Here is a 22,401-nt window from a genome sequence, read left to right on the forward strand (position 1 = left end):
TCTGCCCACTCCGGACCGTGGGCATGTTCGGCCCGGAAGGCCTGTCGCGGTGCGATTTTCGATCAATCGGCACCCGAATCGAGATGCGCCCCCACGATGGATGCCGTGACACTCGGCCAACTTGACTACGCTAGCGCCATGAAGCGTTCGACGGCCATCGGGCATCTCGTCGAGATGGCGACGGTCGCGGCGGAGCGGCTGGAACTCGGCGACCGACATCGGTGGCCCCTGAGGGAAATATGGGTGACCGGGGCGCTGCTGTCCTTCGCGGAGACCCTGGACGCAGGAGCGGTCGTGCTCGTTCTCGAACTTCCCGCCGAGGAGCTCCCCTGGCTACGCAAGCACCCCGCCGGAGAAGCGATCGGCCATCAACTGGGTCTCGGTAAGCGGCCGTTTCTCTGGTGCTACCGACCGCGAGCATGGCCGGCATGGAATCATCAGCATCGGCGGGTAGTGAAGATCTGGGCCGTTGACAGCGGCCTTGACTCGTCCGCGATCGATGCCCTCCGGTCGCGGCGGTTTGAACGCCTGGCGATCGTCGGGCCGTCCGACGACGAGCTGACGACACAGTTGCGGGCCGAGCTGGCTGTGTCGCGTGAGCACCTGCAGTCTGTCCTCGAGGGCTACTGGGACCGCGACTGGCGCCGACGCCACAAGGGCTATGACGAATCGCCCGAGGATCACCTGTGGCGTGCGGCTACCGCTGTAGCGGAAATGCTGGACGCAGTTTGCACTCTGAATCAGTGACCGGTGCGCGCTTCAAGCGGCCCAAATGGTTTTCCAACATTGGCGCCGCCTCGGCGATCCGGACCGGTCGGCGTGGCAGGAATGTGGCATAGTTGTGGCATGAATCGCGTACGATTAAGCACCACGGTGGACGCCGAGCTACTGAGCAGTGCACGCGACGTGCGGGCGGGCATCACTGACGCCGCCCTCATCGATGAGGCTCTCGGTGCCTTACTCGCTCGTCATCGATCGGCTGAGGTGAATGCGAGCTATGCCGCCTACGACGAGCACCCGGCCGATGAGCCTGACGAGTGGGGTGACCTGGCGTCCTGGCGGCGAGCGGCGGGGGCTTCGTGAGTGAACTGCCGGCACGCGGAGAGGTGTGGTGGTGCGAAATGCCCGAGATCGGGCGGCGCCCGGTTGTGGTGCTGTCGCGTGACGCGGCGATCCCCCGGCTTCGACGCACACTCGTCGCTCCCTGCACCACGACCGTCCGAGGGCTGGCAAGCGAAGTCATCCTTGAACCCGGCGTCGATCCGATCCCCCGGCGTTCGGCGGTGAACCTGGACTCGGTCGAAAGTGTCTCGATCGCAGTATTGGTCAGTCGGCTTGGCCGGCTTGCCGATACCCGGATGCGCGCGATCTGCACTGCGCTTGAGGTCGCAGTCGACTGCTCCGGCTGACGCCATAACAAGCCGGCAGGTTCGGTGACCGAATTCCTAAGCCCTGCAGCGTACGAGTACGACGAAATCGAATACGGAACAGTCGCGGCCATAGAAGTCGGTGGGGCGGGTTAGGTCGATCCGTTAGCCCGACGCGGACTCCCCCGCCCGCCGCAGCAACATCTCCGCGTGCTTGAGCACCGGCGAGTCGACCATCTTTCCCTCGAAGGCGAACACCCCGCGCTCGGAGCGCGCCGCTGCCGTCACCCGCCGCGCCCAGTCCAGCCTCTCCTCGCTGGGGCGATAGGCCTCCCGCACGACCGCGACCTGGCTGGGGTGGATGCAGACGGTCGCGTCGAAACCCACGGCGACGGCGTCGTCGGCCTCGGCGCGCAAGCCCTCGAGGTCACGGATGTTCACATAGACGGCGTCGAGCGCGATCCGGCCGAACGCGGACGCCGCGAGCAGGGTCGCCGACCGGACGTGCCGCGCGACGTCGCGGTAGGTGCCGTCGGCCAGCCGGTTAGAGCTGCCACCCAGGCTGGCGACCAGGTCCTCGGCACCCCACATGACGGCGACGGTGCCCTGGGCCGCGGCGATTTCGGCGACGAACACCGCGCCGCGCGGCGTCTCGATCAGCGCGACCACGTCGCGGGGCGCCAGCGCGGTCACCTGCGCGGCCGATTCGGTCTTGGAAAGCATCACCGTCGTGTAGGCGGTATCGGCCAGGGCCTCGAGGTCGCGGGCGTACTCGTCGGTGCCGGCGGCGTTGATGCGCACCACGGTGCGCTCGGGGTCCAGCGGGGTCTCGCGCAGCGCTTTGCGGGCGGCGGGCTTGTCGGCTTCGGCCACCCCGTCCTCGAGGTCGAGGATCACCACGTCGGCCGCGGCGGCGGCCTTGGCGAAACGCTCGGGACGGTCGGCCGGACAGAACAACCAGGCCGGGCCGGCGGCGCGCAGGTCCATCACACCTCCTCTGTTTCTGGCCGCTTTTGTACCAGAGTGGTCCGCACCGCCCGCGCCACGACGTCGCCGTGCTGGTTGCGGCCGGTGTGCTCGAGGGTGACGATGCCCTCGCCCGGGCGGCTCTTCGACTCGCGCTTGCCGGTGCACACGGTCTCGGCGTACAGGGTGTCGCCGTGAAAGACGGGCTTGGGAAACGACACCTCGGAGAAGCCGAGGTTGGCGACGATGGTGCCGAGCGTCAGCTGCGCAACCGACAGCCCGACCAGCGTGGAGAGGGTGAACATGGAGTTGACCAGCCGCTCGCCCCGAAAGCCGGGCTGCTCGGCGGCCCACGCCGCGTCGAGGTGCAGCGACTGGGTGTTCATGGTCAGCGTGGTGAACAGCACGTTGTCGGCCTCGGTGACGGTGCGGCCGGGCCGGTGCAGGTAGGTCGTGCCGACCTCGAACTCCTCAAACCACAAGCCCCGCTGGATAATCGACTTGCCGTCCGTCACGACAGCCCCAGCGATCGCGCGATGAGCATCAACTGCACCTCCGTGGTCCCTTCGCCGATCTCGAGGATCTTGCTGTCGCGGTAGTGGCGCGCCACCGGATATTCGTTCATGAAGCCGTAGCCGCCGTGGATCTGGGTGGCGTCGCGGGCGTTGTCCATCGCGGCCTCGGAGGAAACCATCTTCGCGATCGCCGCCTCCTTCTTGAAGGGCTTGCCCGCCAACATCTTCGCGGCAGCCTCGTAGTATGCGGTGCGCGCGACGTGAGCGCGGGCCTCCATCCGGGCGATCTTGAAGCTGATCGCCTGATACGAGCCGATCGGCTGGCCGAACGACTGGCGTTCCTTGGCGTACTTGACGCTTTCGTCGACGCAGCCCTGCGCAACGCCGGTCGCCAGCGCGGCGATCGCGATGCGGCCCTCGTCCAGGATGGACAGAAAGTTCGCGTAGCCGGTGCCGCGGGCGCCTAACAGGTTTTCCTCCGGGACGCGGGCGTCGGCGAAGGTCAGCGGGTGGGTGTCCGATGCATTCCAGCCGACCTTGTTGTAGACCGGTTCGACGGTGAAACCCGGTGTGCCGCTGGGCACGATGATCGTCGAGATCTCCTTCTTGTCACCCGCGAGGGTTCCGGTGACCGCCGTGACGGTGACCAGCGAGGTGATGTCGGTGCCGGAGTTGGTGATGAATTGCTTGGTGCCGTTGATCACCCACTCGCCGTCGTCGAGCCGGGCCGTGGTGCGGGTGGCGCCCGCGTCGGAGCCGGCACCGGGCTCGGTGAGCCCGAAACCGGCCAGCGCCCGGCCGGCCGTCAGGTCCGGCAGCCATTTCTGCTTCTGCTCCTCGGTACCGAAGCGGTAGATCGGCATCGCGCCCAGCCCGACGCCGGCCTCCAGCGTGATGGCCACCGACTGGTCGACCTTGCCGAGTTCCTCGAGGGCCAAGGCCAGCGCGAAGTAGTCGCCGCCCATGCCGCCGTACTCCTCCGGGAACGGCAGCCCGAACAGGCCCATCTCGGCCATCTTGGCGACGACCTCGTACGGGAAGCTGTGCTCCTCGTCGTGTTTGGCCGACACCGGCGCGACGACGGTGCGCGCGAAGTCGGCCACCGTGTCACGAAGGTCCTCGTATTCCTTGGGCAACGTGCCCGCGGTAATCGCTGTCGTCATGATCCATCCTTAATCCGCGCTAAAACCTGATCGACCTTCACCTGATCGCCGACCGACACCAGCAGCTCCGCCCGACCCGAAACCGGTGCGGGCAGAGAATGTTCCATCTTCATCGCCTCGACGACGACTATCACGTCGCCCTCGGAGACCTCATCGCCGGAGCTGACCTGCACGGCGATCACGTTCCCGGGCATGGGGCTGACGACCTCGGCCGGCCGCTCGCCCGCGGCGCGGTGAATCTTGTGCTCCTCGGCCTCGCGCACGTGCCACGTCCCGCGCTCGTCGGCGATCCAGAGGTGCCGGTCGGCCTCGGCCCACCAGTATTCGCGGCGCCGCCCACCCAGCGTCGCGCTCATCCGCGCGCCGTCGACTTGCACACTGGTGGAAAGGATCTCACCGTCGCCGACCTGCACCCGGGCGGCCTGCGGTGTTCCCCACACTGATACCGTCTCGCTGCGCAGCGGCGTCCGCATGTCGGTGCGCACCGGCGCGGCGCCGCCACCGACCCGCCACCCCGTCGGTACCGCCCACGGGTTGCCCCGGGCCTGTCGCGCCAGGGCCCACTGGCGGAAGAGGCCGGCCGCGGCGAGCACGTCGTCGGGCGCCGGGGCCGGCGCGAAGTCCGCCAGCCGCTCGTCGAGCAGCGCGGTGTCCAGATCACCGGCACGGACCCGGTCGTCGGCGAGCAGGAAGCGCAGGAATTCGACGTTGGTCTGCACGCCGAGGATCACGGTCTGCCCCAGTGCGCGATCGAGTTTCGCGAGCGCCTCCCCGCGGTCGTCGCCGTGGGCGATCACCTTGCTCAGCATCGGGTCGTAGTCGCTGCCAACCACCGTCCCGGTCAGCAGCGACGAGTCCACCCGCACGCCGGCACCCGACGGTTCGGACACCGCCAGCACCTCGCCGCCCGTGGGCAGGAACCCGCGCGCGGGATCCTCCGCGTACACCCGGGCCTCGATCGCGTGCCCGCGCAATTCGATGTCGTCCTGGGCGAATCCCAGCTTCTCGCCGGCGGCCACCCGTAGTTGCCACTCCACGAGGTCGAGGCCGGTGACCGCCTCGGTGACCGGATGCTCCACCTGCAGGCGGGTGTTCATCTCCATGAAGAAAAACTCGTCGGGACGGTCCGCGGAGACGATGAACTCCACCGTCCCGGCGCCGACGTAATCCACGCTGCGGGCGGTGTTGCAGGCCGCGGCACCGATCCGGGCGCGTGTCCCGGGATCGAGCAGCGGCGAGGGCGCCTCCTCGATGACCTTCTGGTGGCGCCGCTGCAGGCTGCACTCGCGCTCGCCCAGATGGACCACGTTGCCGTGCGTGTCGGCCAGCACCTGCACCTCGATATGCCTGGGCCGCAACACAAACCGCTCCAGGAACAGCGTGTCGTCGCCGAACGAGGACGCGGCCTCCCGTCGAGCACCGACGAGCGCCTCGCGCAGCCGCGCGGCGTCCTCCACGAGCCGCATGCCCTTGCCACCGCCGCCGGCCGACGGCTTGATCAACACCGGATAGCCGATCTCGTCGGCGGCGGCGGCGAGCTCGTCGTCGGTCAGGCCCGGCTTGGCCACCCCGGGCACCACCGGGACGTCGAACGCGGCCACGGCGTTCTTCGCGGTGATCTTGTCGCCCATCACCTCGATTGCGCGTGGCGGCGGGCCCAGGAACACCACGCCGGCGCGTTCGCACGCCGCGGCGAAATGCGCGTTCTCCGAGAGGAACCCGTAGCCCGGGTGGATCGCCTGGGACCCGGTGCGCACCGCGGCGTCGACGACCTTCTCGATGTCGAGGTAGCTTTCGCGCGCGGCGGCGGGGCCCAGGCGCACGGCCGTGTCGGCCTCGAGCACGTGCCGCGCGGTGGCGTCGGGGTCGCTGTAGACGGCGACCGACCGGATGCCAAGCCGGCGCAAGGTGCGGATTACGCGGACCGCGATCTCGCCGCGGTTGGCCACTAATACGGTGTCGAACATCTTCACATCCGGAAGACGCCGTAGGAGACCGGTTCCAGCGGCGCGTGGGCACACGCCGAAAGGGCCAGCCCGAGAACCGTTCTGGTGTCGGCCGGGTCGATGATGCCGTCGTCCCACAACCGCGCCGTCGAGTAGTACGGGTTGCCCTGGTCCTCGTACTGCGCCCGGATGGGCGCCTTGAACGCCTCCTCCTCGTCGGCCGACCACGGCTTGCCCGCCGCGCTGAGCTGCTCGCCGCGCACGGTCGCGAGCACCGATGCGGCCTGCTCGCCGCCCATCACCGAGATGCGGGCGTTGGGCCACATCCACAGGAAGCGGGGCGAATACGCGCGCCCGCACATCGAGTAGTTGCCCGCCCCGTAGGAGCCGCCGATGACGACGGTGAGCTTGGGCACCCGGGCGCAGGCCACGGCGGTGACCATCTTCGCGCCGTGCTTGGCGATGCCGCCGGCCTCGTAGTCACGCCCGACCATGAACCCGGCGATGTTCTGCAAAAACAGCAGCGGAATCCTGCGCTTGTCACACAGCTCGATGAAATGCGCGCCCTTCAACGCCGATTCGCTGAACAGCACACCGTTGTTGGCGACGATCCCGACGGGGTGGCCGTGGATGCGCGCGAACGCGGTCACCAGCGTCTTGCCGTAATTGGCCTTGAATTCACTGAATTCGCTGTCGTCGACCAGCCGCACGATGACCTCGTGCACGTCATAGGGCACGCGGGGATCCGGTGGCACGACGTCGTAGAGCTCCGCCTGGGGGTGCTTGGGCTCGACGGAGGGCTGCATCTCCCACTGCACGGGCTCGCGCGGACCGAACGTGGCCGCGATGGCGCGCACGATCCGCAGCGCGTGCTCGTCGTCGTCGGCGAGGTGGTCGGTGACGCCGGAGACCCGCGAGTGCAGGTCGCCGCCGCCGAGTTCCTCGGCCGAGACGATCTCGCCGGTGGCGGCTTTCACCAACGGCGGACCGCCGAGAAAGATGGTGCCCTGCTCGCGGACGATGACGGCCTCGTCGCTCATCGCGGGGACGTAGGCGCCGCCGGCCGTGCACGACCCCAACACGGCGGCCACCTGCGGAATCCCCTTGGCGCTCATGGTCGCCTGGTTGTAGAAGATCCGGCCGAAATGCTCGCGGTCGGGAAAGACCTCGTCCTGGCGCGGCAGGAACGCGCCCCCGGAGTCCACCAGATAGATGCACGGCAGCCGATTCTGCAGCGCGACTTCCTGTGCGCGCAGGTGCTTCTTGACCGTCATCGGGTAGTAGGTGCCGCCCTTGACGGTCGCGTCGTTGGCGACGATCACGCACTCGCGCTCCGATACCCGGCCGATCCCGGTGATGATCCCGGCTCCCGGGGACTCGTCGTCATACATGCCGCCCGCCGCCAGCGGGGCCAGCTCCAAGAACGGGCTGCCCGGGTCGAGCAGGCGATCCACCCGCTCGCGGGGCAGCAGCTTGCCGCGGCTGACGTGGCGTTCGCGCGCGCGTTCGTTGCCGCCCAGCGCCGCGGCCGCCAGCTTGGCGTTCAATTCGGTGACCAGCCGCCGGTGCTCGTCGGCGAAGGACGGCGCGCTCGTGACGGCGGTGCTCATGTATGCCTCCCGGTGGTCGCCAGCATAAGGGGCGGTTCGGTTTTGGCGATCACCTCGTCGACCGAGACCTCGGGGGCGGTCTCTAGGAGGTGCAGGCCGTCGCCGCACACGTCGATGACGGCGAGGTCGGTGATGATGCGGTCGACGCAGCCCACGCCCGTCAGCGGAAGGGTGCACCGCTCAACGACTTTCGGGCTGCCGTCCGTGGCGGTGTGTTCCATCATCACGATCACCTTGCGGGCGCCGTGCACCAGGTCCATCGCGCCGCCCATGCCCTTCACCATCTTCCCCGGGATCATCCAGTTGGCCAGGTCGCCGGTCGCCGAGACCTGCATGGCGCCCAGCACCGCGACGTCGAGGTGCCCGCCGCGGATGACCCCGAACGAGGTCGAGGAGCCGAAGAACGCCGCGCCCGGCATCGTGGTGACGGTTTCCTTGCCCGCGTTGATCAGATCGGCGTCGACGTCCTCGGGTCGCGGATACGGCCCGACACCGAGTATCCCGTTCTCCGAGTGGATGACGACGTTGACCCCGTCGGGGATGTGGTTCGGGATCAGCGTGGGCATGCCGATGCCGAGGTTGACGTATTGGCCGTCCTCGAATTCGGCGGCCACCCGCGCGGCCAATCCCTCCCTCGTCCAGCTCACGAGCGCACCGTCACCTTCTCGATCGGCTTGGCGGGATCGGGTACGTGCACGACCCGCTGCACGAAGACGCCCGGGGTGTGCACCGTGGCCGGGTCGATCTCGCCGGGTTCGACGAGATGCTCGACCTCGGCGATGGTGATCCTGCCGGCCGTCGCGCAGTCGGGATTGAAGTTGGCGGCGGACGCCCGGTAGACGAGGTTGCCGTGCCGGTCGCCCTTCCAGGCGTGCACCAGCGCGAAGTCGGTGCGGATAGCGCGCTCGAGAACGTAGGTGACGCCGTCGAACTCGCGGGTCTCCTTGGGCTCCGACATCACCGCCACCGCACCGGACGCGTCGTAGCGCCACGGCAACCCGCCGTCGGCGACCGGGGTGCCCACCCCCGCCGGCGTGTAGAAGGCCGGGATTCCCATGCCGCCGGCGCGAAGCCGCTCGGCCAAGGTGCCCTGCGGGATGAGCTCCACCTCGAGCTCACCGGCGAGGAACTGGCGGGCGAATTCCTTGTTGTCGCCGACATAGGAGGCGACGGCGCGGCGAATCCGCTTGTGGTGCAACAGCGCTTCCAGCCCGACGCCGTAGCCGCCGCAGTTGTTCGACACGGTCTCCAGCTCGCGGACACCGCTGTCGACCAGCGCCGCGATCAACACCTCCGGGATGCCGCAGAACCCGAATCCCCCGACCGCCAAAGACGAGCCGTCGGTTATGTCGGCCACGGCGTCGGCAGCCGCCGTAGGTGAGGTGACCACCTTGTCCATCGCCGCAGCAGCCTCCGATTTCAGTTAATCTTCATTAACTGGCGTGAGAATACCATCGCCCGCACGCCGCGTCCAGGGAGGCAGCGAGCGCTCAGCCCTGGTCACGCAGGTACTCGATCGCCTGCTCGCGCATCTCGGTTTTGCGCACCTTGCCGGTGACGGTCATCGGGAACTCGTCGACGATCCGGAGGTAGCGCGGGACCTTGAATCTCGCGATGCGCCCTGCGCAGAACTCGCGCAGGCCCTCGATGGTCAGGGCCGGCGCGCCGGCGCGCAGCATGACGACCGCCATCACCTCCTCGCCGTACCGCTCGTCGGGCACCCCGATGACCTGGGCGTCGACGACGTCGGGGTGGGTGTGGAGGAACTCCTCGATCTCGCGCGGTGAGATGTTCTCGCCGCCGCGGACGATGAGGTCCTTGATGCGGCCGGTGATCTGGACATAGCCGCAGTCGTCCATGACGGCCAGGTCCCCGGTGTGCATCCAGCCGTCCGCGTCGATGACCTCGGCGGTCCGCTCCGGTTCGTTCCAGTACCCGGCCATCACCGAATAGCCGCGCGTGCAGAATTCACCTGCCACCCCGCGCGGCACGGTCGCGCCGCCGGCCGGGTCCACCACCTTGACCTCCAGGTGCGGGCCCACCTGGCCGACCGTGCCGACGCGCCGTTCCAGCGGATCGTCGGTGCGCGTCTGCGTTGATACCGGCGATGTTTCGGTCATGCCGTAGCAGATGGAGACGCCCGGCATGTGCATGCGCGCGATCACCTTGCGCATCACCTCGACCGGGCACGGCGAGCCGGCCATGATCCCGGTGCGCAGGCTGCCCAGTTCGTAGTCGTCGAAATCCGGCAGGCCGAGCTCGGCGATGAACATCGTGGGGACGCCGTAGAGGCTGGTGCAGTTTTCGGCCTGCACCGCGCGCAGGGTGGCGGCAGGGTCGAACCCCGGCGACGGAATCACCATGCACGCGCCGTGACTGGTGGCGGCCAGGTTGCCCATCACCATGCCGAAGCAGTGATAGAAGGGCACCGGGATGCAGATCCGATCTTCCGCGGTGTACTCGAGTAGCTCGCCCACCAGGTAGCCGTTGTTCAGGATGTTACGGTGGCTCAGCGTCGCCGCCTTCGGGGATCCCGTTGTGCCGGAGGTGTATTGGATGTTGATCGGGTCGCGGCAATCCAGGGCTTCCGCGATCCGGGCCAGCCCGGTCGGGTCGATGTCGGTGGCCGCCAGCTCGTCCCACCGCTCGCTGTCCAGGAGCACGACCTCGGCCAGCTCCGGGCAGCGCGGCGCCACGTCGTGCAGCATGGCCGCGTAGTCCGTGGTCTTGAAGTCCCGGGCGGCGATCACCATCGCGACCCCGGATTGCCTTAGCGCATAGTCCAATTCGCGTTCTCGGTAGGCAGGGTTGATGGTGACGAGGATCGCGCCGATCTCCGCGGTTGCGTACTGGACGAGCACCCACTCCCACCGGTTGGGCGCCCAGATCCCGACGCGATCTCCAGGGCGGATTCCGGCCCGCAGCAATCCGGAGGCCAATCCCCGCACGGAGGCCAGCAATTCGGCGTAGCTCCAGCGTCGTCCCGCGGCCACGTCGACCAGCGCGCCGCGTTGCGCATACTTGGCGGCGGTGGCGGCGAAGTTGGCCCCGATCGTCGTTTCAAGCAACGGCGGATCGCTCGGCCCCCGGTCGTACGAAAGGTTTGCCACGGCTCCTCCGGCTGGTCCGGCTATCAAAGATAAGCCCTTCTCGGACATCTGTAACCGGGTCACGCTCGTGCTAAGTTAGTGACGATTAACCGACCGGACGGAGGCTAGTCGTGACTGCATCCGCGGCCGAGGGCCGGCCCGGCCAGGCCGACGCCCCAAATCGGCGGAGCCAGTTGAAATCCGACCGGCGTCTGCAACTGCTGTCGGCCGCCGAACGGCTGTTCGCCGAGCGCGGTTTCCTCGCGGTCCGGCTGGAAGACATCGGCGCCGCCGCGGGCGTCAGCGGTCCGGCGATCTATCGCCACTTCCCCAACAAGGAGTCGATGCTGGTCGAGTTGCTCGTGGGGATCAGCACACGGCTGCTTGCCGGCGCCCGCAGCGCGCGAGCCCGCAACGCCGACGCGACGGCCGCGTTGGACGAGCTCATCGACTTCCACCTCGACTTCGCCCTGGGCGAACCCGACCTGATTCGGATCCAGGACCGCGACCTGGCGCACCTGCCCGAGGCCGCCGAAAAGCAGGTCCGTAAGGCGCAGCGCCAATACGTCGAGGTCTGGGTGGGTGTGCTGCGCGAGGTCGATCCCAAGCTGGCCGAGGCCGACGCCCGGCTGACCGCCCATGCCGTGTTCGGCCTGCTGAACTCGACACCGCACAGCATGAAGTCGACGGACGATACGCGGTCGCGACCCGCTCGCGCGACACGGTCACGCGCGGTGATGCGGGCGATGACGGTCGCCGCGCTGAGCGCCGGCAATTCCTGCCCCTGAGTCGCGTACTCAGGAGACGCACCGCCGAACCGCCCGGCACAGGTACCCTGCAAGCCATGAGGTGGACATGAACGATCCACGTCGACCCGAGCGGTTTAGTCCCCCTCTACCGGGGTCACCGACCGGGCGTCAGGGGTACCCGTATCCGCCCGCCGATCCCGCCTACGCCGACCAGGCGGGGCCCTACGCGCCCACCTACGGCGGATATGGCCCGCAATGGGCCGCCAGCCTGAATGACACCAAACAGTTGCCCGCCTACTGGCAGCAGGAGCTGCCGCCGTCGGGTGAAGCGCTGCCGGAGGGAGCGCCGCCCCGGCCGCCGGGACGCCGGAAGCCGCCGCGATGGCTGTGGCTCGGCGCCGGTGTGGCCGTGCTGCTGGCGGTCGCGCTGGTGATAGCGCTGGTGCTGGTCAACGACGCGATCAAGAACCAGACCGTGGTCCCACCGCTGCCGGCCATGCCCGGATCAACCGAGGAAACGCCGACGCCGACCCCCTCGACGCGGACGACCCCGCCGTCGCGCACCTTCCGGCCCCTGCCGCCGCCGACGGCGTCGGGCACGCCGCCCCAGACGACCGGCCCGGTCGAGATGCAAGACGTCGTCTATAACGTCACCGGCGAGGGCCGCGCACTCAGCATCGTCTACATCGGCACCGGCGACATGCTGCAGACCGAGTTCAACGTCGCGCTGCCGTGGAGCAAAGAGGTCAGCCTGTCCAAGTCGGCCGTCCACCCGCCGAACGTCACGGTCGTCAACTTCGGGCACAACGTCACCTGCTCGCTGACCATCGGCGGGGTTCAGGTGAGCCAGCGCGAAGGGGCGGGCCTGACGGTCTGCGACGCGCGAGGCTAGAACAGCTAGGCGTCGCGAGCCAGTCTTTCGGCGACCTTCCCCACCGGCAAATCGGGCTTCCTGGACACCGAGATCGACGCTAGCGTGCAGTTCACTCGCATTTCTTCGCGCCAACGTCGATCTCGATAACGACTCGCGTGACTAGAACAGCTAGGCCTGCGCGGGCTGTTCGGCGCGCGCAGGAACCCGAACCACCAGCATCGCCAGCAGTCCGGCGCCCAGCACAAGGCAGATCCCGGCGATGCCGGCACGCACGGCACCGAAGACGTCGACGAAGACCGAGAACAGCCACGGCGCCACGAACGCGACGGCCCGTCCCGTCATCGTGTAGAGGCCGAACGCGACACCTTCCCCGCCGTCCTTCGCCAGCTGCAGCAGCAGCGCGCGCGACGACGCCAGGGAGGGACCGACGAACATGGCCAACAACAGTCCGCACGCCCAGAACGCGTGCGGACCCGACACCGCCATCATGGTGGCCGACACGGCGATGAGTGCGACCAGCGACCCGACGATGACCGGTTTGGATCCGATCCGGTGGTCGACAAACCCCCCGGTCATCGCGCCGATCGCGGCCACGACGCTGGCGGCCACGCCGAACACCAGCACATCGGCCTGGGACAGGCCGTACACGCTGACGCCGAGCACCGCGCCGAAGCCGAAAATGGCCGCCAGCCCGTCCCGGAACAGCGCGCTGGCCCCCAGGAAATAGACCAGGTTGCGGTTGCGGCGCCATTCCTTGCGCACCTCTGCCCACAGCTTGCGATAGCCGCCCAGCATGCTGGTCGGTTGCGACGCTTCGCCGGAGTCCGGCAGCCGGTGCGCGACGAACAGCAGCGGCAGCGCCAGCACCGCGAACCACGCCGCCGTCAGCAGCATCGCCGCCCGGACGTAGAGCCCGTCATGGACGGGCACGTGCAGCAGCCCGCGCACCGGGCCGGTTCCGGCGATGAAACCGAAATAGACCAGCAACAGCAGGACAACACTGCCGGTGAACCCGGAGGCCGCGCCGAGGCCCGAGATGCGTCCGGCCGTCTGCGGCGTCGAGACCTGACGCAGCATCGCGTTGTAGGGGACGCCGGCGAGATCACCGCACGCGGCCGTGGCCGACAACAGAACCAGGCCCGCCCACAGATAGCTGGGATCGTCGCGGATCAGGAACATCGCGCTGGTCGATGCGACGGCGAGACCGCTCAAGACCGTCAACACCACCCGCCGACGGTGCGGGGCTTCCACCCACACCCCCACGACCGGTGCCAACACCGCGATGGTCAACCCCGCGACCGCAAGCGAGCGACCGAGCCAACTCGCGGGGGACGTGCCGCCGGACATTCCCGCCCCCACGCTGCCGGTCAGGTAGACCGAGAAGACGAAGGTCGCCACGATCGCGTTCATGCCGAGGGAGCCGCAGTCCCACAGCGCCCACGCCACCACCTGCGATGGCACCGGTGTGGCCGGACGCTGACTCATGCCCGGCACTCTATTGGGTTCGAGGCTGTCTACCATTGGCCGCATGCCGGTCCCAGCTCCCAGTCCCGACGCGCGCGCCGTTGTCACCGGAGCTTCGCAAAACATCGGCGCGGCGCTGGCCACCGAACTCGCCGCCCGCGGGCACAGCCTGATCGTCACCGCGCGCCGCGAGGACCTGCTCAACGACCTGGCCGCGCGGCTGACCGAGAAGTACGGCGTCGTCGTCGAAGTGCGCCCCGCCGACCTGGCCGACCCGACGGAACGGGCGAAACTGTGCGACGAACTCGCCGCCCGGCCCATCTCGATCCTGTGCGCCAACGCGGGAACGGCGACGTTCGGTCCGGTCGCGGGCCTCGACCCGGCGGGCGAAAAGGCCCAGGTGCAGCTGAATGCCATTGCCGTGCATGACCTTACGTTGGCGGTGCTGCCGGGCATGGTCGAGCGCAAGGCCGGCGGCATCCTGATTTCCGGTTCGGCGGCGGGCAATTCGCCGATTCCCTACAACGCCACCTATGCGGCCACCAAGGCGTTCGCCAACACGTTCAGCGAATCGTTGCGCGGCGAACTGCGCGGCTCGGGTGTGCACGTCACGCTGCTGGCGCCGGGGCCGGTGCGCACCGACCTGCCCGACGAGGCCGAAAGGTCACTGGTCGAAAAGCTGGTGCCCGATTTCCTGTGGATCTCGACGGAGCACACCGCCCAGATCTCACTGGATGCGTTGGAGCGCAACAAGATGCGCGTCGTCCCGGGGTTGACGTCGAAGGCCATGTCGGTGGCCAGCGGCTACGCCCCACGCGCGATCGTGGCACCGATCGTGGGCAGTTTCTACAAGAAGCTTGGCGGCGGGTAGGCGTTACTTCCGGCGGCCCCGGCCGGTGCCGAAAATCGCTTTCACCGCTTCGCGAATGGCCGTGTTGATGCCGCTTTTCACCGTCGGATTCTCAAGCACTTCCTCCCACATAGCCGGGCCCTTCGGTTCGAAGGGCGCCGGCATCGGCGGGATCCCGGAATCCGTTGGCACCGGCGGATAGCCGGGCTCGGCGGGTCTCCCCGCGGGCGGCGCCGAAGGGGCCGGCGGTGGTTCCGGCGCCGGTTGTTCGACCGTTCGCCCGTACTTCGCCTGCAGCGGACTGGCTTTCGCCGCGGCAGAGATCGCGTCGGTCCCGATCGACGCCATCAGCGAGCGGGGCACCCGCATCCGGGTCCACGCGACGGGTGTCGGTGCCCCCTTCTCGGACAGGACGGTGACGACGGCCTCGCCGATCCCGAGTGAGGTCAGCGCCGACTCCAGGTCGTACACATCGGTTTTCGGGTAGGTGCGCACGGTCTTGGACAGCGCCGCCTGGTCGTCGGGGGTGAACGCCCGCAGCGCGTGCTGGACCCGCGCCCCCAATTGGGACAGCACGTCGTTCGGTATGTCCGTGGGCAGCTGGGTGCAGAAGAAGACCCCGACGCCCTTGGAGCGGATCAGCTTGACGGTTTGTTCGACCTGTTCGAGGAAGGCCTTGGACGCGTCGGCGAACAACAGGTGCGCCTCGTCGAAAAAGAACACCAGCTTGGGCCTGTCGACGTCACCGACCTCGGGCAGTTTGGCGTACAGGTCGGCGAGCAGCCACATCAGGAAGGTGGAGAAGATGACGGGACGCACCGACTGACCGCTGAACTCGAGCAGCGAGATGATGCCGTGCCCGTCCTCCACTCGCAAGAGATCCTGGGGGTCGAGCTTCGGCTCGCCGAAGAACGTGTCCCCGCCCTCGCCCGCGAGGTTCACCAGCGCCCGCAGGATGACTCCCGCCGTCGTCGACGAAACTCCGCCCAGGTCTTTCAGATCGGCCTTGCCCTCGTCGCTCGCCAAATGGCTGATCACGCCGCGCAAGTCGGCCAGGGTGGTCAGCGGGCGCCCGGCCTGCTGAGCCCAGTGGAAGATCAGCCCCAGTGTCGATTCCTGAGTGGCGTTGAGCCCCAACACTTTCGACAGCAGAACCGGGCCGAAGCTGGCCACGGTCGCGCGCACCGGCACGCCCACTCCCCCGGTACCCAGCGAGAAGAACTCCACCGGGAACCCCGTCGGCTGCCAGTTGTCGCCCGTGTCTTTCGCCCGCGCGGCGGTCTTGTCGTTGGCCTCCCCGGGCCGCGCCAGGCCGGACAGGTCGCCCTTCACGTCGGCCATCAGCACCGCCACGCCCGCGGCGCTGAGCTGTTCGGCGATCAGTTGCAGCGTCTTGGTTTTGCCGGTTCCCGTGGCGCCGGCCACCAAGCCGTGCCGGTTGATGGTCGCCAGCGGGATGCGGATTTGTGCGGTCGGGTCCGCCACGCCGTCGACGACGACCGTGCCCAATTCCAGCGCCTGGCCTTCGACGGCGTAGCCGTTCGCGATTCGCTGCGCGGGTGTCGCCGCTGATTCGGTGGTCATCGTGCTCGCCCCTCTTCCCCAGTCGCACCGCTCACCCTACTTCTCCAGGCCTGGTGGGGGCAGGGCTCGCGCAGGGCCGACACACGCATACGCTGAGCGCTGTGCGCGACGAATTGGTATGGATCGACTGCGAGATGACCGGGCTCGAGCTGGGCTCGGACAAGTTGATCGAGATCGCGGCGCTGGTCACCGACGCCGAGCTGAACGTCCTGGGCGACGGCGTCGACGTGGTGATCCACGCCGACGACGCCGCGCTGTCGTCGATGATCGAGGTGGTCACCGAAATGCATTCGCGCTCGGGGCTGATCGACGAGGTCAAGGCGTCCACCGTCGACCTGGCGACCGCCGAGGCGATGGTGCTGGACTACATCACCACGCACGTCAAGCAACCCAAGACGGCGCCGCTGGCGGGCAACTCGATCGCGACGGACCGCTCGTTCATCGCCCGCGACATGCCAAAGCTGGACTCTTACCTGCACTATCGGATGATCGACGTCAGCTCCATCAAGGAACTCTGCCGGCGCTGGTATCCGCGCATCTACTACGGTCAGCCCGCCAAGGGGCTCGCGCACCGGGCGCTGGCCGACATTCACGAATCCATCCGCGAGCTGCGGTACTACCGGCGGACCGCGTTCGTGCCCCCGCCCGGCCCGTCCACCAGCGAAATCGAGACCGTCGTAGCCGATCTTGACGGCGCAGAGAACGCCACTCGAACAATCGATTCGGACACCGAGGCACCCAACGGCTAGTATCGGTGGTCGCCGCTCGTTGGCCCAGGTATGGACGCCGGCTCGCGGCCATGGTGGCTGTAGTTCAGTTGGTAGAGCACCAGGTTGTGATCCTGGATGTCGCGGGTTCGAGTCCCGTCAGCCACCCCACAGGTCAGAGGGGGTAGTTAGCCCCTCCGACTTCTTTCTTTTTGAACGGCCCGCACCCTTAGCGCACCCCTACTGCCGTCAACACTTGGCGCGATTGACCACCGGGGTGTCGGTGGGCTGTGCCACCGTAGGCGTATGACCACTTGGACTGAAGAGCAGAAAAGAAACACACTCGGCGCCATCGAAATTTTCCGTGGCCGAAACGGCAACCCACTGTCATCAACGGCCCTTTTAAGGCCAGCACGCACGATAAACTCCTAACATGTCAGGTTTCCTCGCGTTCGCAGCGGTGGCGGGATTTGGTCTTGGTGTTCTCAATTCCGCTATTGGAGCGGTGAAGTTTGTTCAAGGAATCCGCGAGAAGCAATGGTCGGATCAACGCAAGTTGCGGGAAAATCTTCGTAACCAGCTGTTAGATGCTAAACTCGAGATTTTGAAGGCACGTAGAACAATGTCAGTGGGTCAAAGGTACGGGGGAAAGTACGATTGGCCGCAAGACTGCCCCGAGGTCGTGTCGGGCGATGACCTGACAAAATTCCGTGATCAACTTGATTCACCGAATCCGGACCAAATCAAAGAAGTGCAGATAGAGCTACTCCGCGTGACACAAGCTTGGGAAAAAGTAAGTCACACGCAACGAGTTATTGACCAGAAGTACGCCGACAACTGGGCACAGCCGCAGCGCGGCCCCGGCCCATCCGATTATGACTTTCGAATGCGCATGCAGGAGGAAGAAATCTTCGTTGCCGTCAGCGATAAGGCTTTCGAGGTCGTTGACGGCATGCTCAAGCAACTGCGAATGCTGGACCGCCCAAACGTCCTCAAGGCCATCTTGGGCCGTGGCTACTGAGTGAGTAATCGTCCTGCGCTGGGCTTGTTCGAGGGGGAGGATCGTGCCTGTTCGGGGCTTCCCCGGTGGGCCTGAACGCCGCGCTATTTGCGTCTGTTGTGCTGGTCAGCGGAGGCCGGAGGGCTTTCGTCCTCCGGCCTTTGGTGTCGAGGAATACGCGGTTATCCCGGCGCCAGCGGCCGTTTCAGGGTGCAGACGATGCTCCACTCGAAATAGTGGTCCCCGCCTTTGTCGTAGTCGCTGAAGTGGCGGGCGACCTGGACCCGTTGCACAGAGGAGCCCACGATCTCCCAGCCCTGTTCGCCGTACGTCTTCGACTGGCGGGCCGCCTCTTCGATCACGGCGTCCAGAGCCTCGTTCGTGTAATGCACGAAGGTGGTCTCCCAGCGCGGGGGGTACCAATTGCCGTCCGACGCCAGCCACCAACCGGGCCCGGGGGAAGGGGTGCTCATGGCCCGGCACCCTACAACGTCCAGGTCGCGGACGAATGAATGAAACGTGAAAGACGCATTGCCGAGCCGCCGGAAACGGGCGCCCGGCTAGGTGTTGGCGTTGCCGGCCTTCCACACCGGCCAGGGCACGTTCCAGTCGCCCAGTCCCTCGGTGCCCGGCAGCGTCGACCCCACGGTGTGGACGACCTCGACGATGTCGCCGCTCTTGCTGTGGTCGTAGAACCACTCGGCGTTGCTCGGGCTCACGTTCAGACACCCGTGGCTGGTGTTCGAGTGGCCCTGCGCGCCGACCGACCACGGCGCGGAATGCACGAAGACGCCGCTGTACGAAATCTGCGTGGCCCACTCGACATCAGTGCGATACCCGTTGGGCGAGTTGACCGGCACCCCGTAGGTCGAGGAGTCCATGATGATGTGCTTGTACCGGCCGCCGACGATGTAGAAGCCATTCGCCGTGGGGGTGCTGTCCTTGCCCATCGAAGTCGGCATCGTTTTGACGACTTCGCCGTTGACGCGCACGGTCACCATCTTGGTGCTGTCGTCCGCCGTCGAGATGACCTCATCGCCGATGGTGAAGTGCGTCTTGACGTTGTCCTCGCCGAACATCCCGTCGCCCAGGTCGGCTCCGTAGGTGTTGACCGCCACGTCCACGGCCGTGCCCGGCTTCCAGAAATGCTCTGGGCGCCAACGGACTTCGCGGTTGTTCAGCCAGTAGAACGCGCCCTCGACGGGAGGGTTGGTGGTGATGACGATCGCCTTCTGCGCCGCGGCGCGGTTCGCGATGTTCTCGTCGAATCGGATCGCCACCGGCTCACCGATGCCGACCACCTCGCCGTCGCCGGGGGCCACGTAGGGCATCGTCAGGTGGGCCGGTGAACTCGTCTGGAAGGTCATCTGCCGGGTCGCGGCCCCACCGAGTCCGAGCGCCTTCACGTTCAGCGTGTAGCGCCGGTTGTAGCCCAGCTGGTCGGAAGTCGACCAGCGCAGCCCGTCGGGGCTCAGTTGACCGTTGACCGTCTTGCCGTTCTCGTTGACCATCGTGACCGACCCGATGACACCGTCGGCAACGCTGACCGTCACCGGCGCGTCCACGGTGACCCCGACGGCGCCGTCGGTCACCGAGGTGGTGAGCTTGGGGACCAGCAGGTCGGCGAACGGCGTGCCCTTGTCGAAGATGACCTTCGCCGGCGCGGCGGTGGGGCTGCTGCTGCAGGCAGCGGCGACGACAGCAAACACGGTCATGGCGGCAGCCAGCCACGACCGACGTCTGCGCAAAGGCGTCATCGAGCGACCTTCCAATTCGATCGGCATATTCGGTCACCGCTGACCAGAGTGGAAGCATTGTAAAGGGTTTTTTGCCGCCCACAATGCGTCATCCGAACGATTCGCCGTCAGGTATCTACGCCGATTGGCCAACCGGGTCTCGGTGCCGCGCCTCGACCCCGTCGCGGGTGGTGGCGGCCTCGACGCGCGCGAGTTTGACGATCGCCACCGTCGCCGCCAGCCCGGCCGTCGCCAGGGCCATCAAATCGGCGCGCCCGGTGTTCAGCGTCTCGCCAAGAACGACGACGCCCAGCACCGCCGCCACGACCGGCTGCGACATCTGCAGGGTCGGCATCGAGGCGGTCAAGGGCCCGGCCCGAAACGCCGCCTGACTCCAGACCAGGCCGCCAGTCGCGGCAAGGACGCACGCATACAACTCGGGGGTTCGAACCACCGCCCAGCCGCCGTCGCCGAGCCGAGCGACGACCTCCTTGGTCAGCACCCCAAAGACGCCCCACAACGACCCCGACACGAAGGCGAACAGCGCGGCGGCCCGGGCACCACCCTGGATCCGGCCGGCCACGACACACGCCACCAGCAGCGGCGCAAGCACGGCGGCCACAGCGGCCCAGATTCCCAGCGAGGCGCCGGAGCGACCGGCCTGCGGATTGCCGACGACCACGATCACGACCACTGCGGCGGTCAGCAAGCCACCCCAGATCCACTCGCGGCCGGTCACCCTGCGGTGCCACAACCGGGCGTTGATGGGCAGCGCGAACAGCAGCGAGAGCATGAGCAGCGCTTGCACCAGCAGCACCGATCCCTTCCCCAGGGCGGCCGCCTGCAACGCGATGCTCGCGACAAGCAACAGCGCACCCAACCACCACCGCCCGTTGCGCAGCAGGGCGGCGAACAGTTCGACATGCCCGATCGACCGGTCGTCGATGCAGTGCGCCGCTCGCTGCTGCAGAACGTCGCCGGCGGCGATGCACAGCGCGGCGGTCAGTGCGAGGATGGCGGCGCTAACCATGCCCAGTCGCGGCCGCCGTCGGCGACCTCCTGACCAGGCGCTGCCGTCGCGGGGCGGCGACGGCCAGCCGCGTGATTTCTTGCAACATTGGGTATCGCTATACCCATATGACCCCTGCTGACCCGCCCCTGCAGCGTCGAGCTCGCGTCAATTGACGTTTGACGGTCCGACACCCGGGTAACGGACGAGAGCGGGCCCCCGGTACTGGATTCGGCGTGCAGAGCGCCGATTAGGCTGGGCTAGAAGCGGATTGGACGAACGATGAATACGATCGACGACGGCATCACAATCAGGCACCCGACCGAAAATGACTGGCAGGCCGTCTATGAGAATCAGGCTCGCACTTTCGGGGATCCGGTGGACCCGCGCGCCGTGGAAGCCTGGAAACGCCGTGTCGAACTCGAGGACATCCTGGTGGCCGAGGACGTCTCCGATCCGCAGCACCCGGCCCTGGTAGGGACGTCGATCATCTATCGCGCCCGGCTCACCGTGCCCGGTGGCGGCAGCCTACGAGCCGCGTGGCTGACCATGATCGCGGTCGCGTCAACGCACCAGGGAACCGGAATATGGGCGCGGCTCAGCGCGCAGGGGCTGGGAAAACTTCTCGAGCGCGGTTACCCGATCGTGTGCGGCGTTCCCACCCAGACCGCGATGTACGACGGTTTCGGTGCCGGCGTGGCGAGCTACAGCCACTCCTACTCCATCGATCGCCGCTTCGCGAAGCTGCGCAACGCGCCGGACGGGACCCGGGCACGGGAGGTCAATGCTGCCGAGGCCAAGGACCTACTGCCCGAAATCTACGAACGATGGTGCGCCGCAACGAATGGGGCGATGGAGCGCGACAGCGCGTGGTGGGCCGACTTCCTGGAGGACCGGCCCACCCAGCGGGGCAACGGATCCGCGCTGAACTACACAGTCCATCCGGACGGCTTTCTGGCGTATCGCGTCGTCGGTGCGGGGAAACATGCCTTTCGGCCGCCGTTCGGCTCCGTGCTCGTCGAGGACTTCTGCCCCATCACCGACGAAGCCCACACCGAGCTGCTGCAGACGTTGTTGGTGTTGGAGATGTTCGACAACATCGAGATCGACGTGCCGGTCGACGATCCGCTCCGGCTGAAACTGCGCGACCAGCGCACCGCGCAGACCACCGGGATGAGCGATTTCCTGTGGGTGCGCATCAACGACGTGCCCGAGGTGCTTGGTGCCCGCGTGTACTCCGCCGACGCCGACGTGGTGGTGGAGGTCACAGACCCGCTCAACCTTGCCGGAGGACGATTCCTGCTGCAGACGCGCGACGGAACCGGCAAATGCACGCCGCACCCACCTCATCAAGGGCCCGCGGACGTCGAGATCGGCCTGGCCGAATTGTCGACCATCTTCATGGGGGCGCATCGCGCCTCCGAACTGGTGCGAGCGGACCGCGTCACCGAACTGCGTCCGGGTGCCATCCGCGAACTGGATGCCGCTTTTCACACCGAGCGGGCGCCCTATTGCGGAACGCTTTTTTGACGGCCCTTGCCCGACAAGACCTTTCCGGTGCCAGCCGGGAAAGGGGACGGCCGCCCGGCGCGGAGACAGGTATCCTGGCGGACATCGGGATTTCGCTTCGCGGCAGGACGCCTGTTATTGTCGCGTACGCGGTCTCGGCCGTACACGGCGCCGTTAGCTCAGTTGGTAGAGCAGCTGACTCTTAATCAGCGGGTCCGGGGTTCGAAACCCTGACGGCGCACTTTGACCGGACGCGTCTGAAC

The 22,401-nt window shown here is 67.4% G+C and carries 22 protein-coding genes, 2 tRNA genes and 1 pseudogene; 11 read left to right on the top strand and 14 right to left on the bottom strand.

Annotated elements, in window-relative coordinates; all coding sequences use genetic code 11:
* The first annotated feature begins 138 nt into the window (after window positions 1-138).
* A complete protein-coding gene (locus AC5Y2S_RS13730; protein ID WP_499956665.1) occupies window positions 139-747 on the top strand; it encodes a DUF7711 family protein in 609 nt (202 codons plus the stop codon).
* Window positions 748-759: 12 nt separating this feature from the next.
* On the opposite strand, the gene AC5Y2S_RS13735 is transcribed toward AC5Y2S_RS13730, so the two are convergent.
* A complete protein-coding gene (locus AC5Y2S_RS13735) occupies window positions 760-837 on the bottom strand; it encodes a DUF3693 domain-containing protein (protein WP_499957043.1) in 78 nt (25 codons plus the stop codon).
* Between AC5Y2S_RS13735 and AC5Y2S_RS13740 the strand changes: the two are divergent.
* Window positions 826-1,083 (top strand): annotated as a pseudogene (locus AC5Y2S_RS13740) (type II toxin-antitoxin system antitoxin MazE5); the annotation flags it as partial. The gene AC5Y2S_RS13735 and the pseudogene AC5Y2S_RS13740 sit on opposite strands and share 12 nt — an antisense overlap.
* Window positions 1,080-1,409 carry a type II toxin-antitoxin system PemK/MazF family toxin gene (locus tag AC5Y2S_RS13745; protein ID WP_499956666.1) on the top strand — a complete coding sequence of 110 codons (330 nt, stop codon included), beginning with the start codon at window positions 1,080-1,082 and terminating at the stop codon, window positions 1,407-1,409. The pseudogene AC5Y2S_RS13740 and the gene AC5Y2S_RS13745, both read left to right, overlap by 4 nt.
* 123 nt (window positions 1,410-1,532) lie before the next feature.
* On the opposite strand, the gene AC5Y2S_RS13750 is transcribed toward AC5Y2S_RS13745, so the two are convergent.
* The 8 genes from AC5Y2S_RS13750 to AC5Y2S_RS13785 all read right to left on the bottom strand — a co-directional run bounded on the left by AC5Y2S_RS13750 (window position 1,533) and on the right by AC5Y2S_RS13785 (window position 10,725).
* Complete coding sequence (locus AC5Y2S_RS13750; RefSeq protein ID WP_499956667.1) at window positions 1,533-2,354, bottom strand: HpcH/HpaI aldolase/citrate lyase family protein; 822 nt, start codon at window positions 2,352-2,354, stop codon at window positions 1,533-1,535.
* Window positions 2,354-2,863 (bottom strand): MaoC family dehydratase, encoded by a 510-nt coding sequence (locus AC5Y2S_RS13755; RefSeq protein ID WP_499957044.1) that lies wholly within the window; start codon window positions 2,861-2,863, stop codon window positions 2,354-2,356. The genes AC5Y2S_RS13750 and AC5Y2S_RS13755 overlap by 1 nt, the downstream gene beginning before the upstream one ends.
* A complete protein-coding gene (locus AC5Y2S_RS13760; protein WP_499956668.1) occupies window positions 2,845-4,011 on the bottom strand; it encodes an acyl-CoA dehydrogenase family protein in 1,167 nt (388 codons plus the stop codon). Before AC5Y2S_RS13760 ends, AC5Y2S_RS13755 begins: the two co-directional genes overlap by 19 nt.
* Entirely contained in the window at window positions 4,008-5,978 is a 1,971-nt protein-coding gene (locus AC5Y2S_RS13765) for an acetyl/propionyl/methylcrotonyl-CoA carboxylase subunit alpha (RefSeq protein ID WP_499956669.1), read from the bottom strand. Before AC5Y2S_RS13765 ends, AC5Y2S_RS13760 begins: the two co-directional genes overlap by 4 nt.
* A gap of 2 nt (window positions 5,979-5,980) precedes the next feature.
* Window positions 5,981-7,567, bottom strand: a complete 1,587-nt coding sequence (locus AC5Y2S_RS13770) for a carboxyl transferase domain-containing protein (protein ID WP_499956670.1) — start codon at window positions 7,565-7,567, stop codon at window positions 5,981-5,983.
* Entirely contained in the window at window positions 7,564-8,214 is a 651-nt protein-coding gene (locus tag AC5Y2S_RS13775) for a 3-oxoacid CoA-transferase subunit B (RefSeq protein WP_499956671.1), read from the bottom strand. The genes AC5Y2S_RS13770 and AC5Y2S_RS13775 overlap by 4 nt, the downstream gene beginning before the upstream one ends.
* Window positions 8,211-8,966, bottom strand: coding sequence for a CoA transferase subunit A (locus AC5Y2S_RS13780; RefSeq protein ID WP_499956672.1), 756 nt, complete (start codon window positions 8,964-8,966; stop codon window positions 8,211-8,213). The genes AC5Y2S_RS13775 and AC5Y2S_RS13780 overlap by 4 nt, the downstream gene beginning before the upstream one ends.
* A gap of 91 nt (window positions 8,967-9,057) precedes the next feature.
* Window positions 9,058-10,725: an AMP-binding protein gene (locus tag AC5Y2S_RS13785; RefSeq protein ID WP_499957045.1), complete on the bottom strand. Its 1,668-nt coding sequence runs from the start codon at window positions 10,723-10,725 to the stop codon at window positions 9,058-9,060.
* A gap of 62 nt (window positions 10,726-10,787) precedes the next feature.
* On the opposite strand from AC5Y2S_RS13785, the gene AC5Y2S_RS13790 reads away from it, so the two are divergent.
* Window positions 10,788-11,444: an SACE_7040 family transcriptional regulator gene (locus tag AC5Y2S_RS13790; RefSeq protein WP_499956673.1), complete on the top strand. Its 657-nt coding sequence runs from the start codon at window positions 10,788-10,790 to the stop codon at window positions 11,442-11,444.
* A gap of 67 nt (window positions 11,445-11,511) precedes the next feature.
* The gene (locus AC5Y2S_RS13795; RefSeq protein ID WP_499956674.1) at window positions 11,512-12,297 is read left to right on the top strand and encodes an MmpS family transport accessory protein; all 786 of its coding nucleotides are present in this window, start codon (window positions 11,512-11,514) and stop codon (window positions 12,295-12,297) included.
* A 150-nt stretch (window positions 12,298-12,447) separates the two neighbouring features.
* On the opposite strand, the gene AC5Y2S_RS13800 is transcribed toward AC5Y2S_RS13795, so the two are convergent.
* A complete protein-coding gene (locus tag AC5Y2S_RS13800) occupies window positions 12,448-13,764 on the bottom strand; it encodes an MFS transporter (protein ID WP_499904306.1) in 1,317 nt (438 codons plus the stop codon).
* A 43-nt stretch (window positions 13,765-13,807) separates the two neighbouring features.
* On the opposite strand from AC5Y2S_RS13800, the gene cmrA reads away from it, so the two are divergent.
* Window positions 13,808-14,614 (top strand): mycolate reductase, encoded by an 807-nt coding sequence (cmrA, locus tag AC5Y2S_RS13805; RefSeq protein WP_499956675.1) that lies wholly within the window; start codon window positions 13,808-13,810, stop codon window positions 14,612-14,614.
* A 3-nt stretch (window positions 14,615-14,617) separates the two neighbouring features.
* Here the strand turns inward: cmrA and AC5Y2S_RS13810 are convergent, their stop codons facing one another.
* Window positions 14,618-16,177 carry a helicase HerA-like domain-containing protein gene (locus AC5Y2S_RS13810; protein WP_499956676.1) on the bottom strand — a complete coding sequence of 520 codons (1,560 nt, stop codon included), beginning with the start codon at window positions 16,175-16,177 and terminating at the stop codon, window positions 14,618-14,620.
* A gap of 101 nt (window positions 16,178-16,278) precedes the next feature.
* Between AC5Y2S_RS13810 and orn the strand changes: the two genes are divergently transcribed.
* From orn to AC5Y2S_RS13825, 3 genes are all read left to right on the top strand, one after another.
* On the top strand, window positions 16,279-16,926 hold the full coding sequence (gene orn / locus AC5Y2S_RS13815; protein WP_499956677.1) for an oligoribonuclease: 648 nt from the start codon (window positions 16,279-16,281) through the stop codon (window positions 16,924-16,926).
* Between the two features lie 53 nt (window positions 16,927-16,979).
* A tRNA-His gene (locus tag AC5Y2S_RS13820) sits at window positions 16,980-17,055 on the top strand.
* 262 nt (window positions 17,056-17,317) lie between these two features.
* Entirely contained in the window at window positions 17,318-17,905 is a 588-nt protein-coding gene (locus tag AC5Y2S_RS13825) for a hypothetical protein (RefSeq protein WP_499956678.1), read from the top strand.
* Window positions 17,906-18,066: 161 nt separating this feature from the next.
* Here the strand turns inward: AC5Y2S_RS13825 and AC5Y2S_RS13830 are convergent, their stop codons facing one another.
* The 3 genes from AC5Y2S_RS13830 to AC5Y2S_RS13840 all read right to left on the bottom strand — a co-directional run bounded on the left by AC5Y2S_RS13830 (window position 18,067) and on the right by AC5Y2S_RS13840 (window position 20,650).
* On the bottom strand, window positions 18,067-18,357 hold the full coding sequence (locus AC5Y2S_RS13830) for a hypothetical protein (RefSeq protein WP_499956679.1): 291 nt from the start codon (window positions 18,355-18,357) through the stop codon (window positions 18,067-18,069).
* An 87-nt stretch (window positions 18,358-18,444) separates the two neighbouring features.
* Window positions 18,445-19,668, bottom strand: coding sequence for a L,D-transpeptidase (locus AC5Y2S_RS13835; protein WP_499956680.1), 1,224 nt, complete (start codon window positions 19,666-19,668; stop codon window positions 18,445-18,447).
* Window positions 19,669-19,756: 88 nt separating this feature from the next.
* The gene (locus AC5Y2S_RS13840; protein WP_499956681.1) at window positions 19,757-20,650 is read right to left on the bottom strand and encodes a DMT family transporter; all 894 of its coding nucleotides are present in this window, start codon (window positions 20,648-20,650) and stop codon (window positions 19,757-19,759) included.
* Window positions 20,651-20,911: 261 nt separating this feature from the next.
* Between AC5Y2S_RS13840 and AC5Y2S_RS13845 the strand changes: the two genes are divergently transcribed.
* Window positions 20,912-22,159 carry a GNAT family N-acetyltransferase gene (locus AC5Y2S_RS13845; protein ID WP_499956682.1) on the top strand — a complete coding sequence of 416 codons (1,248 nt, stop codon included), beginning with the start codon at window positions 20,912-20,914 and terminating at the stop codon, window positions 22,157-22,159.
* 147 nt (window positions 22,160-22,306) lie between these two features.
* Window positions 22,307-22,379 (top strand) — tRNA-Lys (locus AC5Y2S_RS13850).
* The last annotated feature ends 22 nt before the right edge of the window (window positions 22,380-22,401 follow it).

It is taken from the genome of Mycobacterium sp. NGS69, assembly GCF_059812165.1.

Bases quoted from the DNA above. Each gene is read 5' to 3' on its own strand.
- AC5Y2S_RS13795 (WP_499956674.1), top strand. From the start codon at position 11,512: ATGAACGATCCACGTCGACCCGAGCGGTTTAGTCCCCCTCTACCGGGG.
- AC5Y2S_RS13810 (WP_499956676.1), bottom strand. From the start codon at position 16,177: ATGACCACCGAATCAGCGGCGACACCCGCGCAGCGAATCGCGAACGGC.
- AC5Y2S_RS13750 (WP_499956667.1), bottom strand. From the start codon at position 2,354: ATGGACCTGCGCGCCGCCGGCCCGGCCTGGTTGTTCTGTCCGGCCGAC.
- AC5Y2S_RS13845 (WP_499956682.1), top strand. From the start codon at position 20,912: ATGAATACGATCGACGACGGCATCACAATCAGGCACCCGACCGAAAAT.
- AC5Y2S_RS13840 (WP_499956681.1), bottom strand. From the start codon at position 20,650: ATGGTTAGCGCCGCCATCCTCGCACTGACCGCCGCGCTGTGCATCGCC.
- AC5Y2S_RS13785 (WP_499957045.1), bottom strand. From the start codon at position 10,725: ATGTCCGAGAAGGGCTTATCTTTGATAGCCGGACCAGCCGGAGGAGCC.
- AC5Y2S_RS13770 (WP_499956670.1), bottom strand. From the start codon at position 7,567: ATGAGCACCGCCGTCACGAGCGCGCCGTCCTTCGCCGACGAGCACCGG.
- AC5Y2S_RS13760 (WP_499956668.1), bottom strand. From the start codon at position 4,011: ATGACGACAGCGATTACCGCGGGCACGTTGCCCAAGGAATACGAGGAC.
- AC5Y2S_RS13835 (WP_499956680.1), bottom strand. From the start codon at position 19,668: ATGCCGATCGAATTGGAAGGTCGCTCGATGACGCCTTTGCGCAGACGT.
- AC5Y2S_RS13825 (WP_499956678.1), top strand. From the start codon at position 17,318: ATGTCAGGTTTCCTCGCGTTCGCAGCGGTGGCGGGATTTGGTCTTGGT.
- cmrA (WP_499956675.1), top strand. From the start codon at position 13,808: ATGCCGGTCCCAGCTCCCAGTCCCGACGCGCGCGCCGTTGTCACCGGA.
- AC5Y2S_RS13730 (WP_499956665.1), top strand. From the start codon at position 139: ATGAAGCGTTCGACGGCCATCGGGCATCTCGTCGAGATGGCGACGGTC.
- AC5Y2S_RS13780 (WP_499956672.1), bottom strand. From the start codon at position 8,966: ATGGACAAGGTGGTCACCTCACCTACGGCGGCTGCCGACGCCGTGGCC.
- AC5Y2S_RS13765 (WP_499956669.1), bottom strand. From the start codon at position 5,978: ATGTTCGACACCGTATTAGTGGCCAACCGCGGCGAGATCGCGGTCCGC.
- AC5Y2S_RS13735 (WP_499957043.1), bottom strand. From the start codon at position 837: ATGCCACATTCCTGCCACGCCGACCGGTCCGGATCGCCGAGGCGGCGC.
- AC5Y2S_RS13800 (WP_499904306.1), bottom strand. From the start codon at position 13,764: ATGAGTCAGCGTCCGGCCACACCGGTGCCATCGCAGGTGGTGGCGTGG.
- AC5Y2S_RS13830 (WP_499956679.1), bottom strand. From the start codon at position 18,357: ATGAGCACCCCTTCCCCCGGGCCCGGTTGGTGGCTGGCGTCGGACGGC.